The organism is Curvibacter sp. APW13, assembly GCF_032337135.1.
Taxonomy (GTDB): Bacteria; Pseudomonadota; Gammaproteobacteria; order Burkholderiales; family Burkholderiaceae_C; genus Allorhodoferax.
The window spans coordinates 1,191,753-1,207,190 of the sequence record NZ_JAVXZZ010000001.1; the positions used below are offsets into that span (position 1 = coordinate 1,191,753).

Below are 15,438 nucleotides of genomic sequence, written 5' to 3' on the forward strand. Positions count from 1 at the left end.
CTGCGCACACTTCGCCCGCGGCGCTGGCTGCTGGGCCTGGGGCTCGCAGCAGCCCTGGTACCGGCACTGGCACAGATCCGCATCGGCCAGACCGTGGGAATCACGGGCATCGTGGCGGCCACGGTCCAGGAGTCAATGCTCGGTGCGCGGCTGTACCTGGACCAGGTGAACGCCAAAGGGGGCATCGGTGGCGAGCGCATCGAGCTGATCACGCTGGACGATGCCTTTGACGTGAAGAAGGCCGAGGCCAATGCCCGCACCCTGGTCGAGGAACGCGGCGTGCTGGCCTTGTTCATGAGCCGGGGCACGCCGCACACCGAGGCCATCAATGCCGTGCTGGAGCAGCACCACGTGGCGCTGGTGGGGCCCTCCACCGGGGCCATGGTGCTGCACCAGCCGCTCAAACGCTACATCTTCAACGTGCGCGCTACCTACCAGCGCGAAGCCGAGCGTGCGATGGCGCACCTGGCATCGCTGGGCATGCAGCGTGTGGCCATCGTGCACGTGGACGACAGTTTCGGTGCCGATGGTCTGGAAGGTGCCCGCAAGGGTCTGCGACAGGCCAAGCTGGAGCCCGTGGCCGTGGCCAAGTTCGACCGCAGCAAGCCGGACTTTGCCCCGGTGGTGGCGGCACTCAAGGCCACCGAACCCCAGGCCAGCCTGCTCATCGGCTCGGGGACGGCCGTGGTCGACGGTGTCCGCACGTTTCGCGCGGCCGGCATCGGTGGCCAATACGTGACTCTCTCGAACAACGCCTCGGCCGGGTTCATCAAGCTGCTCGGCGACGCCGGCCACGGCGTGGTGGTGAGCCAGGTCATGCCCGCCAGCCAAGGCTATGCGCTGGTGAAGGAGGCCACGCAACTGGCCAAGGCCCAGGGGGTGGACGAGATCAGCCCGGCCGTGCTGGAGGGCTTCGCTTCGGCCAAGGTGCTGGTGGAGGCTCTGCGCCACGCCGGCCCCAAGCCCACCCGTGCCAGTGTGCACAGCGCGCTGGAGAACCTGGGACGCGTGGATCTGGGAGGGCTGGTACTGGACTACAGCAGTGCCGACCACACCGGACTGGATTTTTCCGACCTGTCCATCATCACCGCGCACGGCAAGTTCCGGCGCTAAGCATTGACTTTCGCCGGGGCTCTGCGACGATAGCCGCACCCCCGCGAACCCAAGGAGACCTTCGCCATGCGACTTGATGACCTGCGCATTTCGACCCGGCTGATCGCCGGGTTTGCCGTCCTGGGCCTGCTGATTGCGGCCATGGTGGCCGCGGTACTGGTGCAGGTGAGCGCGATGAAGTCCTCGGCCAGCGACATGGCCGATGTACGCATTCCGCGCTTGCTGGTAGGCAACGCCATCAAGGAAGACGTGCAGACCATCGCCAGCAGTGTGCGCAACATGATCCTCATGAGCGACTCGATGCGCATCATGGCCGAAGGCGAGGCCATCAAGAAGCTGCAGACCCGTATCGACAGCCGCTACGGCGAGCTCGAGCGCCTGCTCGCTGCCGACAGTGCGGCCACGGCCGCCCTGCAGACCGTGCAGTCGGCGCGCAAGGCTTTCGAGCCGCTGCAGCGCGAGACCGCCGAGCTGGCCGCGGCTGGCCAGACCTTCGAAGCCAAGGACATGCTGATCGACAAGATGCACCCGGCCCAGCTGCAGTACTTCGCCGCCATGGATGCCCTGCTGCAACAGCAGCAGCAGCAACTCACAGAAGCCACGCAAGCCAACGAGGCCGCCGCCAGCGCGGTACGCGGCATGCTGCTCAGTACCACGCTCATCGTCCTGGGCGTAGGCGCATTGCTGGCGTTCTGGATCATCCGCTCGATCTCGGTACCGCTGCGCCAGGCCGTCGGCGTGGCACGCAACGTGGCGGCGGGCAATCTGCGCGAGCCCATTGCTGCCAGCGGCAACAACGAGGTGGGCCAGCTGCTGCAGGCCCTGGCCGAGATGCAGGGTGGCCTGGCCCGCGTGGTCACGGAGGTGCGCACGGGCTCGCAGCACGTTTCGGAAGCCAGCGCCGAGATCGCCCAGGGCAACATGGACCTGTCCAGCCGCACCGAAGCCCAGGCCGGTGCGCTCGAAGAGACCAATGCCGCCATGCAGGAACTGCGCGACGCCGTGGTGCACAACGCCGACAACGCCCAGGCCGCCAACACGCTGGCGCACCAGGCCAGCGAAGTGGCCCAGCGCGGCGGTGCCGTGGTCGGTGAAGTGGTGGACACCATGCGCGGCATCAACGACTCCAGCCGCAAGATCGCGGACATCATCTCGGTGATTGACGGCATTGCCTTCCAGACCAACATCCTGGCGCTAAACGCTGCGGTGGAGGCCGCCCGGGCCGGTGAGCAGGGGCGCGGCTTTGCGGTGGTGGCGTCCGAGGTGCGGGCGCTGGCCGGACGCAGTGCCGAGGCGGCACGCGAGATAAAGACCCTGATTTCGGCCAGCGTGGAGCGGGTCGAGACCGGCAGCGCGCTGGTGGATCGGGCAGGCGAAACCATGCAGGAGGTGGTGACCGCCATTGAGCGCGTGACCCGGCTGATGGGGGAGATCAGCGGCGCCAGTGCCGAGCAGCGCTCCGGCGTGGCACAGATCGGCGAAGCCATCACCCAGATGGACCAGGTGACGCAGCAGAATGCAGCCCTGGTGGAGCAGATCGCCGCCGCCGCCAGCGGGCTGCGCAACCAGGCCCATGACCTGGTGCAGGCCGTGGCCGTGTTCCAGGTGGACGGCCATGCCGCAGGCAGCCTGCCTGGTTCAACACCTGCGCTGCTGGAGCATTCCGCCGGCTGACGGTTCACGCCGAAGCGGTCGCGCGCGTGCCAGCGCGACGGGCGCGTGCCACTATAGTGCGGGGTGGAAGGAGAACCCCCGCATGGCCATCTGGCAAAAACCCATCTCGCTCGAACTGCTCAACGCGGGCAGCCCCAACACTGCCGTCGCCCACCTGGGCATCGAGCTCACCGCCTTTGGCGATGACTACATCGAAGGCCGGGTGCCGGTCGACCACCGTACCCACCAGCCCTTCGGCCTGCTGCACGGCGGCGTGTCGGTGGTGCTGGCTGAGACCCTGGGTTCGGTGGGTGCCAACTTTGCCTGCCCCATGGGCCAGTATGCGGTGGGCCTGGACATCAATGCCAACCACCTGCGCGGCGTGCGCAGTGGCTGGGTCACGGGCCGCGCCACGGCCGTGCACATCGGGCGCACCACCCAGGTGTGGCAGATCGACATGCGCAACGAAGCCGGTGAGATGAGCTGCGTGTCACGCATCACCATGGCCGTGCTGACGCACAAGACCTGATTGCTGTCGCTATACAAACAGTAGCTGCATACGCAGTATTCATACGGGCCAATGCCCGATTTCTTTCGCAACACCGGCCTGGCCGCCACAAGCGGGAACGGCTGGATTCACAACTGAGGAGAACCCATGGGAATGTTTGACTGGAACGAAAAATCCGCCGACGTACTGGCGCAGGGTGGCGTCATTGCCCCCGACGAGCGCCTGCCCTGGCCACAGACCGCCGTGATGGGCATGCAGCACGTGATCGCCATGTTCGGCGCCACCGTGTTGGCCCCCATCCTGATGGGCTTTGACCCCAACCTGGCCATCCTGATGAGCGGCATCGGCACGCTCATCTTCTTCTTCCTGACCGGCGGCAAGGTGCCCAGCTACCTGGGCTCGAGCTTTGCCTTCATCGGCGTAGTGATCGGCGCCACCGCCTACGCGGGCAAGGGCGCCAACGCCAACATCGGCGTCGCCCTGGGCGGCATCATTGCCTGCGGCGCGGTCTACACCGCCATCGGCGCGCTGGTGCATGCCATCGGCACCAAGTGGATCGAGAAGATGATGCCCCCGGTGGTGACGGGTGCCGTGGTGGCCGTCATCGGCCTGAACCTGGCCAGCGTGCCGGTGAAGAACATGGCCGCCAGCAACTTCGACAGCTGGATGCAGGCCGTCACCTTCGTCTGCGTGGGCCTGGTGGCGGTGTTCACCAGCGGGCTGGTGCAGCGCGTGCTCATTCTGGTGGGCCTGATCGCCGCCACGCTGATCTACGCCATCCTGACCAACGGCCTGGGCCTGGGCAAACCGTTTGACCTGTCGGGCGTGGCTGCTGCAGCCTGGTTCGGCACCCCGAACTTCGCCTCGCCCGTATTCGACCCCAAGGCCATGCTGATGATCGCCCCCGTGGCCATCATCCTGGTGGCCGAGAACCTGGGCCACATCAAGGCCGTGACCGCCATGACTGGCAAGAACCTGGACCAGTACATGGGCCGCGCCTTCATGGGCGACGGCATTGCCACCATGGTCAGCGGCTCGGCCGGCGGCACCGGCGTGACCACCTACGCCGAAAACATCGGTGTGATGGCCGCCACCAAGGTCTACTCCACCGCCATGTTCCTGGTGGCCGCGCTGATTGCGCTGGTGCTGGGCTTCAGCCCCAAGTTCGGCGCGCTGATCCAGGCCATTCCGCTGCCGGTGATGGGCGGCGTGTCCATCGTGGTGTTCGGCCTCATCGCCATAGCTGGCGCCCGGATCTGGGTCGAGAACAAGGTGGACTTTGCCGACAACAAGAACCTGATCGTGGCCGCCGTGACCCTGGTGCTGGGCACCGGCGACTTCACGCTCAAGTTCGGCGACTTCGCGCTCGGTGGCATCGGTACCGCCACTTTCGGTGCCATCCTGCTGTACGCGCTGCTCAACCGCAAGGGCTGAGCCGCATCGGCATGCACCCCAAGGGCCCATCGGGCCCTTTTTTCATGGCGGCGCCGCACGGTACCGGACCAGCTCCTGCTCCAGCGCGGCAATGCGTTCATCGCGCGCACGCAGGGCGCGCTCCACGTCGGCCGCATCGAACTTCTGCGGAATGTGCTGCGGGCAGTTCACGTCCCAGGCCTCCAGTGCAAACACCACCGCCTGTTCCGGCATGCCCTCGTAGTCCGGGTCGGCCAGGCGCTGCAGCAGGGCCGGGTCGTTCTCGACCACGCGCGCCCGACCCCAGAGCTTGATGCGGCGGCGCCGCGCATAGTCCATGGTGAAGAGAAAGGCCTGGGGGTTCTCCGCCAGGTTGCCCGCGCTGATGTACTGGCGGTTGCCCGAGAAGTCGGCAAAGGCCAGGGTGTGGGCGTCGAGCACTTTCAAAAAGCCCGCAGGCCCGCCGCGGTGCTGGATGTAGGGCTGGCCCTGGGCATTGGCGGTGGCCAGGTAGAAGCTGTTGAGCTGCGCCAGCCAAGCCTGCAGCTCAGGCGTGACCGCGGTCTGCCAGCCCCGCCCCTGCTCCATGCGGGCATAGGCACTGCGCGAGCCCTTGCGGGCCTGGACGGCCTTCACGCTGGGCGTGAAGGCAATGTCGTTGGGATAGGGCCGGTTGCTGTGCATGCTCACACCCCCGCTTCCTTGCGCAGTTTCAGGAAGGCCACGCTCAGCGCGCTCGATGCCTGGGCAAAGCCCGAGCCCATGCCCAGCATGCGTTCGGCTTCGTCGTAGCGCCCGGCATTGACCACCTTGGCGACCTTGGTCACTTCGCTGTGGAAGGTCAAGTGCTTGTGCATGCAGTCGCCGTGGGCCGCGAGCCGCCCATAGGACGACTTGCCCTCGCCATGCAGCCATTGGCCCAGCTCGCAGCAGTCGTCACGCGACAGCGTGACCACGTCGAGCTGCTCGTGCTTGGCAATGGCGGCACGCAGTTTGGTCTTCCACAGGGCGTGGGCGGCGGCAGCGTTGTCGAGGTTCATGGTGGCTCTCCGAAGGGCAAGGGGTAAGGGGCTGCGTTCAGGCAGCGCGGCGGGACTGGACCACGGGAAAGTCGATGGCAGTGCGGGCCACGTTGTTGCTGAAGTTGGTCAACACGTTCAGCGCCACATGGGCCACGATTTCGAGCACGGCCGCTTCATCGAAGCCCGCCAGACGCACGGCGGCGAGCTCGGCGTCGGACACCTGGCCGCGGTTGGCCAACACGCGCAGCGCAAACTGCAGGGCAGCGTGCGTGGCGGCGTCTTCGGACTGGCCGTCGCGGGCCGCGTCGAGCTCGTTGCGGCTGAGCTTGGCCACGTTGCGGCCCAGGTAGTCGTGGGCGCTGAGGCAGTAGTCGCAACCGTTGTACTCGGCCACGGCCAGCGCAATGCGCTCGCGCAGCGCGACCGGCAGGGCACCCTTGCCCAGTGCGCCGTTGAGCGCCAGGTAGCCTTCCAGCGCGGCGGGGCTGTGGCCCAGCAGCTTCATCAGGTTCGGAACCATGCCGAGCTGGCTCTTCACGGCCGCGAGCAGCACTTGCGATTCGGGGCGGGATTGTTCAACGGCGGGGATGGAAAGGCGGGACATGGTGCGTTCCTTTTTCAGTTCAATGGTTTTGGGGAAAGTGATTCGCGGCCAGTGCTGCGAATGAATGAACTGTATTTAGCTTGTCGCAAATTGAGAATCCGCTGAAAATGCAATTCACTATTCAGCATTACTGAAGAATATGGACCAGTTTCACTTGGCGCGGGTCTTCGTCGCCGTGGCCGACGCGCACAGCTTTGCCGCTGCAGCGCGCCAGCTCAAGCTCTCGGCGCCTGCGGTCACACGCAGCGTGAACGAGCTGGAGCGCCACCTGGGCTTGCGCCTGCTGGTGCGCACCACCCGCAGCGTGCGCGTGACCGAGGCTGGCGAGCGCTACGCCGCGGACTGCCGCCGCATCCTGGCCGAGCTGCAGGAGGCGCAGGAGTCGGTCACTGGGCTGCACGCCGCACCGCGCGGGCGCATCACCGTCACCGCCCCGGTGCTGTTCGGGGCCCGTTTCGTCACGCCCTTGCTGGCCCGCTTCCTGCAGCAGCACCGGGAGGTCACGGCCTCCTGCCTGTTCCTGGATCGGGTAGTGAACCTTGTGGACGAGGGCGTGGACGTGGCGATCCGCATCGGCGAATTGCCCGATTCGAGCCTGCAGGCGATCCGGGTCGGGCAGGTGCGTCGGGTTATCGTGGGCGCGCCGGACTACCTGACCCAAGCCGGCATTCCACTGTTGCCCGACGAGCTGGCCACGCACACCATCATCTCCGCCAACAGCGTCACGCCACAGGCCGAATGGCGCCTGGTGGAGCACGGGCAGCCCCGCCTGCTGCGCCTGCAACCGCGCCTGATCACCACCACCAACGACTCCGCCGTGCAGGCGGCTGAGGCGGGGCTGGGCCTGACGCGACTGCTGTCCTACCAGGTGGCCGACGCCTTGCGCCAGGGCCGGCTCAAGACCGTGCTGACCGCCTTTGAACCGGCACCGCTACCCGTGCATGTGGTGCACCGCGAGGGACGCAACCCGCCGCAGAGGGTGCGTGCCTTCATCGACTGGGCGGTGGAACACTTGCGCCAGAATCCAGCCCTGGAGTAGACCTCGCTTCCCAGGAGCCCCGCATGCAAACCAAGACCTTCACCAGCGGCCGCATCCGGCGCGCCGACTTCGACGCCAGCATCGGCTTCTTGCAGCTGCAGTGGGACAACGGCCAGCGCAAGGCCTACACGGCGGTACCGGCCGAGGTGTTCCGCCGCCTGTGCGCCGCGCCCAACCCGACCACTTTCTGGGAAGACCGCATCGCCGAAGAGTACGCCCATGCCCACCCAGTAGACGTGGCGGGTACGACGGCTCCTGCAGCCCAGCCCAGCCTGGCGGATCTGTTCAAGGCTGCGGACGAGCCTTGAGTTCCTGGCGCGCCTGGCGCCACACCTGCCAACCGCCTTGCAGTGCCAGCGCCGCCATGAGTGCAGCCACGCCCAGGTCGGGCCAGGCCCGGCCGGTACCGAACACGCCCAGGGCCGCCGCCATCACGGCCAGGTTGCCGATGGCATCATTGCGCGAGCACAGCCACACGCTGCGCATGTTGGCGTCTCCCTCGCGGAAGGCATAGAGCATCCAGGCCACCGACACGTTGGCCAGCAGGGCAAGCAGGGCCACCACGCCCATGGTGGCGGGGTCGGGCACGGCACCGCTCCAGAGCGACCACACGGCCCGCAGCAGCACAAACAGGCCAAAGCCCACCATGGCGGCCGCCTTGAGCAAGGCCGCACGCGCGCGCCAGGCCAAAGCAGAAGCCAGCACCGCCAGCGACACGCCGTAGTTCAGGGCATCCCCCGCAAAGTCGATAGCGTCGGCCAACAGCGAGAGCGAATCCGCGCTCGCCCCGGCCATGACCTCCACCAGGAACATGGCGGCGTTGACCAGCAGGGCGATCCAGAGCACGCGGCGGTAGCGGCCCAGCTTGGCGATGCGGGAGGGACTGGGCGTTTCGTGTTCACAGCAATGGGCCGCCATGGTTTTTCCTTTCGATGCCTGCATTGGAAACCCTGGAGCCGCTACAGTGTCAAGCCCTTCGCACTGTCTTGCAGGAATGCCGCCATGCAAATCAAGGAACTGTCCCGCGCTGCCGGGGTGGACACCGAGACCATCCGTTTCTACGAAAAGCAGGGCCTGCTGCCGAGCCCGCCGCGGCGCGACAACGGCTACCGCGACTACGGGGCGCAACACCTGGAGCGGCTGGCCTTCATCCGCCATTGCCGGGCCCTGGACATGCCGCTGGCCGATGTGGCGGTGCTGCTGGACCTGGCCCATGCCCGGCCCGACGACTGCAGCGACGTCAACCGGCTCGTGGACACCCAGTTGGCGCGGGTGCGGGCGCGGCTGCAGAGCATGCGGGCGCTGGAAAAGCAGTTGCTGGCACTGCGCCGCCGCTGCACCTCACCCCATGCGGGCAGCGAGTGCGGCATCCTGCAGGAGCTGGTGCATGCGGCGCACGGCGAGGCCTGTGCCTGTCACGCCGACGCCGGGTAATGCTGCGCCAGCCAGGCCTCGAATTCCGCCGCCGGTAGCGGGCGGGCAAAGCGGTAGCCCTGGAGTTCGTCAACCGCCAGCGCCCGCAGCACGGTGGCCTGGCCTTCGGTCTCGACGCCCTCGGCCACCGTGGCCATCTGCAGGTTCTTGGCCAGCTCCACGATGGTCTTGACGATGGCCCGGTTCTGGGGATCGTTCTCCAGGCTACGCACGAACGACTGGTCGATCTTGAGGACATCCAAGGGCAGGTCCTTCAGGTAGGCCAGGCTGGAAAAGCCGGTGCCGAAGTCGTCAAGCGCCACCGTCACTCCCAAGGCACGCACCCTTCCGAGCAATTCCTGCGCCGTCTGGAGGTTGTGCATGACCAGGCTCTCCGTCACCTCCAGCTCGAGACTGCCCGCCGCCACCAGTTTCGCCGCGGCTTCGATGCGCTCGGCCAGTGCCTGGTGGCGAAATTCGCGGGCCGACAGGTTCACGCTCAGGCGCAGCGCCGGGAAGCGCTGCTGCCATTCCCCGAGTTGTGCTGCAGCCGTGGCCAGGATCCAGGCACCGATGGGCACGATGAGTCCACTGTCTTCGGCCACCGGAATGAAGCGCACCGGGCTGACCAGCCCCCACTTTGGATGCTGCCAGCGCACCAGCGCCTCGGCACTGCGGCAGCGCCCGTCGCGGGCATCGACACGGGGTTGGAAATGGAGCACCAGCTCATTGCGCTCCACGGCACCCCGCAATGCCGCCTCCAGCTCCATGCGCGCCATCAGCCGGGCGTTCATTTCGGACTGGAAGAATTGAAGCCGGTTGCGCCCACCATCCTTGGCGCGGTACATCGCGGTATCGGCGTTTTGCAGCAGGGTATCGGCGTCCGGCCCATCGCGGGGATACACCGCGACCCCGATGCTGGCGCTGACATGCAAGGTCTCCTGTTCCACCCGATAGGTGCCACCGACACACTGCAGCAAGCGCTCGACTGCAGTCAGCATTTCCGTTTCGCTGTGCACGTCGGGAAGCAGGACCACGAACTCGTCACCCCCCAGACGCGCCACCGTGTCACCTGATCGCATCGCCCCCTGCAGGCGCTCAGCCACCGAACGGATCAGGGCATCCCCCAAGGCATGGCCACGGCTGTCGTTGACGTTCTTGAAATGGTCCAGATCGAGCAAGGCGACCCCGACCAGCAGCTTGTCTCGGTCAGCCTGTGCCAGCGCCTGGGCAATGCGGTCGTGCAGCAGGCGCCGGTTGGCCAAACCTGTCAGGGCGTCGTGCAATGCAAAGAACTCCAGCTTCGCGGCATCCGCTCGCTGCTGGCGCAGCACGCCTTCCATGCCTTGCAGCAGAAAGGCGCAGGCAGCCGTCAGGGCGGTGTCAATGAGCAGGAAGTTGAGTGTGATCGCTGCCCAACGCAGCAAGGGGGCGTCACTGAACAGGGTGGTTCCCGCATCGAGCGGCAGGAAGTAGCCCGCAGCCAGCAAGGTCACGCCGTTGAGCGCCAGGCACACCAGCGCAGCGCGCATCGACAGCAGCAGCACGGCCAGCACCGGCAGCGCCATCAGGTAGATCTGGCTGACGTGACCGATGGTGGCGAGCAGCGCGAGTCCCAACCCGTACAGCAGCATGAGCAGTTGCACGCTGTTGGCGACCGGATCGCGGTCACGTCGCAGGCACAGCACGCTGACCCAGGCCAACGCAATGGAGTCGGCGACCACCAGAAGCCACAGGTTCTCGTAGATCGCCAACACTATGCTCGGAACCCCTACGAGCCATCCGGCAAGGCATACGACCAGGAGCAAGCGCGCAAGCAAACGCCCACGCCACGTGTCGAGATCTTCGTTGGGAGCAGAACGCATCTCTTCTCCAGCGGACAGGTGTGACAGCACCCCGGGGTACCAGACCCCGAGCATGGGGCATGCTAAACGGGATTCGCAAAAAGTGCCACGAACCGCAAGGAAATCCCGCTCTCGCTAGAGCATTGGCTGGCTTTCGCCGATACTGATTGCCACAAGGAGGCGCGGTACACCGCCAGACACCATGCCTAACAGGCTCGCCGCATTACCGAGGATTTCCCTGCGAGGCAGCTTGCTGCTGCTGGTGAGCCTCTGCGTTGCTCCGCTCGTGCTGGCGGGAATGGCCCTGGTCTACCAGAACTACCAGCTCAACCGTGAAATCGTCGAAACCCGCACTTCCTTGATTGCCCGCAGGGTGGCATCGGAACTGGACCGCGAGCTGTCGTCCCTGGCCGGGGGGCTGCGCGTCCTGTCGACCTCTAAAGCCTTGCAATCGGGCGATATGCGCGCCTTCTACGAGCAGGCCAATGCTTCGCTTGGGACGGGCATCCACAGCAACGTCGTGCTGTCGGATGCACGGGGACGGCAAGTCATGAACACGCTGCAGCCTCTGGGGCGCCCCCTGCCGACACATGGCGAACCGGCACAGCTCGTGGACCTGCAAGTCCATGGCCGGACGGCGCTGACCGACGTCTTCACCGGAGCGGTGACAGGCAAACCCACGGTGGCACTGGCGCTGGCGGTAGTACCGGAGGGGCGTCCCCCCTACAGCCTGAGGGCAGGCATTTCAACGCTACAGCTCAGCAAGCTGCTGTCTCGCCAGGAATTGCCGGAGGGATGGCTGATTGCCATCCTGGATTCGAAGGGAGTGATCGCGGCCCGCTCCCATGAGGCAGCGCGATTCATCGGACAACTAGCGACCCCGGAGATTCGTGCAGCGACAGCGTCGCAACGCGAAGGAACCATGTTTGCAACGACCAAGGACGGCAAGGCAGTGGTCACGGGATTCACACACCTCAGCGTCGGCGACTGGAGTGTGGTGGTGGGCGCACCACGCAGCCTGATCGACGATGCCCAGGCGAACAACCTGTGGCGACTCGGGTCCGGAGCCCTCCTGGCGATTGCGCTCGGAGTGGTGATCGCCCTGTGGGTCGGCCACAAGGTGATCCGATCGGTCGACGAGCTCAACCGCGCCGCGCTGCAGTCGGCGCAAGGCATCGAGATCGAGATTCCCCACCTGCTGCTCAAGGAAGCCGATGCGGTAGCCCTGGCGATCCTGCAGTCGGCGCAGGCCATGCGCCAGATCAGCTACCTGGCGCACCACGACCCATTGACCGACCTGGCCAACCGCACCCTGTTCTTCGAAATGACCGACCGGCAGTGCGCCGTGGCCACACGCCACGGAGGCAGCTTCAGCCTGGTCGCATTGGATCTCGATGGATTCAAGCAGGTCAATGACCGGCACGGGCACGATGCGGGTGATGCGGTGCTGCGTGAGGCGGCACGGCGCATTGCAGCATCCATCCGCAGTGGCGACATCGCCGCTCGGCTCGGCGGCGATGAATTCATGGTGCTGCTTCAGCACGCGGAGACCGGCACCATGCCTGCCACCACCCAACGGATCATCGAAGCGCTCTCGCAGCCGTATGACGCAGTGTCTGTGGCGGTCTCGGCCAGTGCCGGAGTTGCCAGTTTCGGACCCGACGGCCATGACACGGCAACCCTGATGAAGTCGGCCGACGCGGCCCTTTACCGCGCCAAAGCCCAGGGCAAGAACCAGGCCGTATTCGCGCAGTCTGTCACGACTGGGCCATGAGTCGCTCGCTCTTCCAGTAGACGTCGTCACCGGTGCTGCCGTCGGTGCGGTGGCGGTTGAGCACACGGGCCAACACGAACATCAGGTCGGAGAGGCGATTCAGGTACTGGCGCGGCGTGTCCTTGAGCGCATCCTGCGCGCCCAGGGCCACCACCGCGCGCTCGGCCCGGCGCGCCACCGTGCGGCACACGTGGGCCAGCGACGCCGCCCGCGTGCCTGCGGGCAGGATGAACTCCTGCAGCCGCGGCAAGGTGGCGTTGTGGTCCTCCAGCGCCTGGTCCAGCACCAGCAAGGCTTCGGCCTTGAGCAGCTCGTAGCCCGGTATGGACAGTTCGCCGCCGAGGTTGAACAACTGGTGCTGCACCTCCACCAGCAGGCTGCGGACCGTTTCGGGCATGTCCTCGCACAGCAGTACGCCGATGTGGGAGTTGAGCTCGTCCACATCGCCCATGGCGTGCACGCGCAGGCTGTTCTTGGAAACCCGGGTGTTGTCTCCCAGGCCGGTGGTGCCGTCGTCCCCGGTGCGCGTGGCGATTTGCGATAGGCGGTTTCCCATGGCCTCATCCTTGGTTCAAAATGCGAAGGATCGGATTGTGCCCCGACACCTATGCCCCCAGAGATCGCCCCCCCGATTGCAAACCCCATGCTGCACCGACGTAGCCTGGTAATGGCCGCGCTGGCTGCGTGCATGGCCGACCCGCTGCATGCAGCAGGCACCTTGCGCGTGGGCGTGCCGGGCGATGTGGTGGACGATTTCCTGCGCTTCCTGCAGTCGCGCGATGTCGCCAGCCTCGAGCACTTTGATGGAGCGAACAGTCGGCGCGATGTGATGGAGCTGGCCTGGCTGCTGCGCGAGGTCAAGCGCCAGCCCCAGGCTCCGGATGTGCAGCTGGTGCGCATCAACAGCTACGAGCGCCTGCTGGCCGAAGTGCGGGATGGGAACATCGACGTGATCGGCACCAGCGCCTGGCTGGCCGACCTGGAAACACTGGGCAGCGGCAGCGTGACCATATCCGCGGCCATGATTCCGAAGGGGTCATTTGTGGTCGGCGTCTACACCTCGCCACGCAACGAAGCAGCCTTGCGTGTGCGCGGCATCGGGCAACTGCGCGGCTTGCGCTTCGTGTCCAACAGTGGCTGGACACTGGACTGGGCCACACTGCGCAAGCTGGGGATCGATCCCGCCTTCGACATCAAGACCTGGGGCCAGATGGTGGACGTGGTGGACGCCGGCAGGGCCGATGTGCTGCTGGCACCGTTCCAGCCCACGACCAACGCGATGGAGCTGCGTTTCGAAGGAAAGACGCTGGTGCCCATCGACGGCATCGCCGTGGCACTCGATGGCAGTCGACATCTGGCCAGTTCCAAACGCAGTGCACAGGGACAGTGGGTCGCATCCAAGGTATTCCCGTCGCTGGCGGCCCAGGCCAAGAACGGCGCGCTGCGCCGGGCCTATGAAGAATGCGGATTCATCAACGCACGGACCCGGTCCTGGACGGTTTTTTGAGGCGATGACCGTCAGACACTGGTCAGGCAGTCGCAGGGCGCGCACCCTACCATGGTCAGCCACCGTCTGTTCCACCCACCCGGAGAAGCCATGAACGCTCCCGCCATGCCGCCAGACTTGCTGCCCGCTGTGACACAGCGGCCCGCACCCACCGCTTTGCTGCAGGCCTTGCAGGAGCGCTTTGCGTCGCAGTTCAGTGCCGCCCAAGCGGTACGTGAACAGCACGGTCGCGACGAGTCGGCGTTCGACATTCCGCCGCCGGCCGCGGTGGTGTTTGCGGAAAACACCCAGGACATTGCCGACTGCGTGGCCCTGTGCGCACAGCACCGCTACCCCGTCATTCCTTTCGGCGTGGGTTCGTCGCTCGAAGGCCACCTGCTGGCCATCGAAGGTGGCATCAGTCTCGATGTGAGCCGCATGAACGCAGTGCTGGCCATCCACCCCGAAGACCTCACTGCCACCGTGCAGCCCGGGGTGACACGCACCCAGCTCAATGCGGCGTTGAAGGACCACGGTCTGTTCTTCCCCATCGACCCCGGTGCGGATGCCAGCATCGGCGGCATGAGCGCCACACGGGCCTCCGGCACCAACGCCGTGCGCTACGGCACCATGCGCGAAAACGTGCTGGCACTGGAGGTGGTGACCGCCGCCGGCGAAGTGATCCGCACCGGCACCCGGGCCAAGAAGTCGTCCGCCGGCTACGACCTCACACGATTGCTGGTCGGCAGCGAAGGCACGCTGGGCGTGATGAGCGAGATCACCGTCAAGCTGTACCCGCTGCCCGAAAGCGTGATGGCCGCCACCTGCTGCTTTCCCACGCTGGCCGACGCCGTCAACACCACCATCCAGATCATCCAGCTCGGCGTGCCGATTGCGCGCTGCGAGCTGCTGGACGCCACCACGGTGCGCCTGGTCAACCAGCACTCCAAACTGTCCCTGCCTGAAAGCGCCATGCTGCTCATGGAGTTCCACGGCTCGCCCGCCGGGGTGCAGGAGCAGGTGGAGACGGTGCAAGCCATCGCCCAGGAGTTCGGTGGTGCCGAATTTGCCTGGGCGGCAACGCCTGAAGAGCGCACTCGGCTGTGGACCGCGCGACACAATGCCTACTTTGCGGGCGTGCAGTCGGTGCCCGGGTGCAAGGCCATCACCACCGACGCCTGCGTGCCGATCTCCAGGCTGGCCGACGCGCTCTTGGCCAGTGTGGACGAGGCGATTGCAGCGGGCCTGCCCTACTTCCTGGTAGGCCACGTCGGCGACGGCAACTTCCACATGGGCTACCTGATCGACCCCACCCAACCGGCACAGCGCGCACTGGCAGAACAGCTCAACCACCAGTTGGTCTCACGGGCCCTGGCGCTGGGCGGCACCTGCACCGGGGAGCATGGCGTGGGCCTGCACAAGCAGGGCTTCCTGCTGGCAGAGACCGGCACTGGCGCGGTGGCCATGATGCGCGCGGTGAAGCAGGCACTGGATCCGCTGGGCATCCTCAACCCCGGAAAGATCTTCAGCACCTGAGCCAGGCATCAGCCTTTGGACTGGCGCATGGGC

At 66.3% G+C, this 15,438-nt stretch carries 16 protein-coding genes; 10 read left to right on the forward strand and 6 right to left on the reverse strand.

All coding sequences use genetic code 11. The annotated features are described in order from the left end of the window. The 4 genes from RQP54_RS05420 (at position 1) to RQP54_RS05435 (ending at position 4,708) form a co-directional block, all read left to right on the forward strand. A complete protein-coding gene (locus tag RQP54_RS05420) occupies positions 1 to 1,113 on the forward strand; it encodes an ABC transporter substrate-binding protein (RefSeq protein WP_409997539.1) in 1,113 nt (370 codons plus the stop codon). A gap of 66 nt (positions 1,114 to 1,179) precedes the next feature. Further along, on the forward strand, positions 1,180 to 2,787 hold the full coding sequence (locus RQP54_RS05425; RefSeq protein WP_315677146.1) for a methyl-accepting chemotaxis protein: 1,608 nt from the start codon (positions 1,180 to 1,182) through the stop codon (positions 2,785 to 2,787). An 82-nt stretch (positions 2,788 to 2,869) separates the two neighbouring features. Then, positions 2,870 to 3,295 (forward strand): hotdog fold thioesterase, encoded by a 426-nt coding sequence (locus RQP54_RS05430; RefSeq protein WP_315677147.1) that lies wholly within the window; start codon positions 2,870 to 2,872, stop codon positions 3,293 to 3,295. Between the two features lie 126 nt (positions 3,296 to 3,421). Continuing rightward, positions 3,422 to 4,708: a solute carrier family 23 protein gene (locus tag RQP54_RS05435; RefSeq protein WP_315677148.1), complete on the forward strand. Its 1,287-nt coding sequence runs from the start codon at positions 3,422 to 3,424 to the stop codon at positions 4,706 to 4,708. Between the two features lie 42 nt (positions 4,709 to 4,750). On the opposite strand, the gene RQP54_RS05440 is transcribed toward RQP54_RS05435, so the two are convergent. From RQP54_RS05440 to RQP54_RS05450, 3 genes are read right to left on the reverse strand one after another with little or no spacing between them, the layout of a single operon-like run. Next, the gene (locus RQP54_RS05440; protein WP_315677757.1) at positions 4,751 to 5,371 is read right to left on the reverse strand and encodes a pyridoxamine 5'-phosphate oxidase family protein; all 621 of its coding nucleotides are present in this window, start codon (positions 5,369 to 5,371) and stop codon (positions 4,751 to 4,753) included. Positions 5,372 to 5,373: 2 nt separating this feature from the next. Next, a complete protein-coding gene (locus RQP54_RS05445) occupies positions 5,374 to 5,727 on the reverse strand; it encodes a CZB domain-containing protein (protein WP_315677149.1) in 354 nt (117 codons plus the stop codon). A 37-nt stretch (positions 5,728 to 5,764) separates the two neighbouring features. After that, a complete protein-coding gene (locus tag RQP54_RS05450) occupies positions 5,765 to 6,313 on the reverse strand; it encodes a carboxymuconolactone decarboxylase family protein (RefSeq protein ID WP_315677151.1) in 549 nt (182 codons plus the stop codon). Between the two features lie 139 nt (positions 6,314 to 6,452). On the opposite strand from RQP54_RS05450, the gene RQP54_RS05455 reads away from it, so the two are divergent. Beyond that, entirely contained in the window at positions 6,453 to 7,352 is a 900-nt protein-coding gene (locus RQP54_RS05455; protein ID WP_315677152.1) for a LysR substrate-binding domain-containing protein, read from the forward strand. A gap of 23 nt (positions 7,353 to 7,375) precedes the next feature. Next, positions 7,376 to 7,660, forward strand: a complete 285-nt coding sequence (locus tag RQP54_RS05460; protein WP_315677153.1) for a KTSC domain-containing protein — start codon at positions 7,376 to 7,378, stop codon at positions 7,658 to 7,660. Here the strand turns inward: RQP54_RS05460 and RQP54_RS05465 are convergent. Continuing rightward, complete coding sequence (locus RQP54_RS05465) at positions 7,638 to 8,270, reverse strand: cation transporter (RefSeq protein WP_315677154.1); 633 nt, start codon at positions 8,268 to 8,270, stop codon at positions 7,638 to 7,640. The two genes, RQP54_RS05460 and RQP54_RS05465, sit on opposite strands and share 23 nt — an antisense overlap. A gap of 84 nt (positions 8,271 to 8,354) precedes the next feature. On the opposite strand from RQP54_RS05465, the gene RQP54_RS05470 reads away from it, so the two are divergent. Next, positions 8,355 to 8,786, forward strand: a complete 432-nt coding sequence (locus tag RQP54_RS05470) for a Cd(II)/Pb(II)-responsive transcriptional regulator (protein WP_315677155.1) — start codon at positions 8,355 to 8,357, stop codon at positions 8,784 to 8,786. On the opposite strand, the gene RQP54_RS05475 is transcribed toward RQP54_RS05470, so the two are convergent. Beyond that, positions 8,768 to 10,630, reverse strand: a complete 1,863-nt coding sequence (locus RQP54_RS05475; protein WP_315677156.1) for a putative bifunctional diguanylate cyclase/phosphodiesterase — start codon at positions 10,628 to 10,630, stop codon at positions 8,768 to 8,770. The genes RQP54_RS05470 and RQP54_RS05475 overlap by 19 nt on opposite strands. Positions 10,631 to 10,811: 181 nt before the next feature. On the opposite strand from RQP54_RS05475, the gene RQP54_RS05480 reads away from it, so the two are divergent. Then, entirely contained in the window at positions 10,812 to 12,383 is a 1,572-nt protein-coding gene (locus tag RQP54_RS05480) for a sensor domain-containing diguanylate cyclase (protein ID WP_315677157.1), read from the forward strand. Here RQP54_RS05480 and RQP54_RS05485 read toward each other — a convergent pair. After that, complete coding sequence (locus tag RQP54_RS05485; RefSeq protein WP_315677158.1) at positions 12,367 to 12,939, reverse strand: cob(I)yrinic acid a,c-diamide adenosyltransferase; 573 nt, start codon at positions 12,937 to 12,939, stop codon at positions 12,367 to 12,369. The genes RQP54_RS05480 and RQP54_RS05485 overlap by 17 nt on opposite strands. Before the next feature lie 87 nt (positions 12,940 to 13,026). On the opposite strand from RQP54_RS05485, the gene RQP54_RS05490 reads away from it, so the two are divergent. Further along, entirely contained in the window at positions 13,027 to 13,890 is an 864-nt protein-coding gene (locus RQP54_RS05490) for a hypothetical protein (protein WP_315677159.1), read from the forward strand. A gap of 90 nt (positions 13,891 to 13,980) precedes the next feature. Beyond that, the gene (locus RQP54_RS05495; RefSeq protein ID WP_315677160.1) at positions 13,981 to 15,405 is read left to right on the forward strand and encodes an FAD-binding oxidoreductase; all 1,425 of its coding nucleotides are present in this window, start codon (positions 13,981 to 13,983) and stop codon (positions 15,403 to 15,405) included. The last annotated feature ends 33 nt before the right edge of the window (positions 15,406 to 15,438 follow it).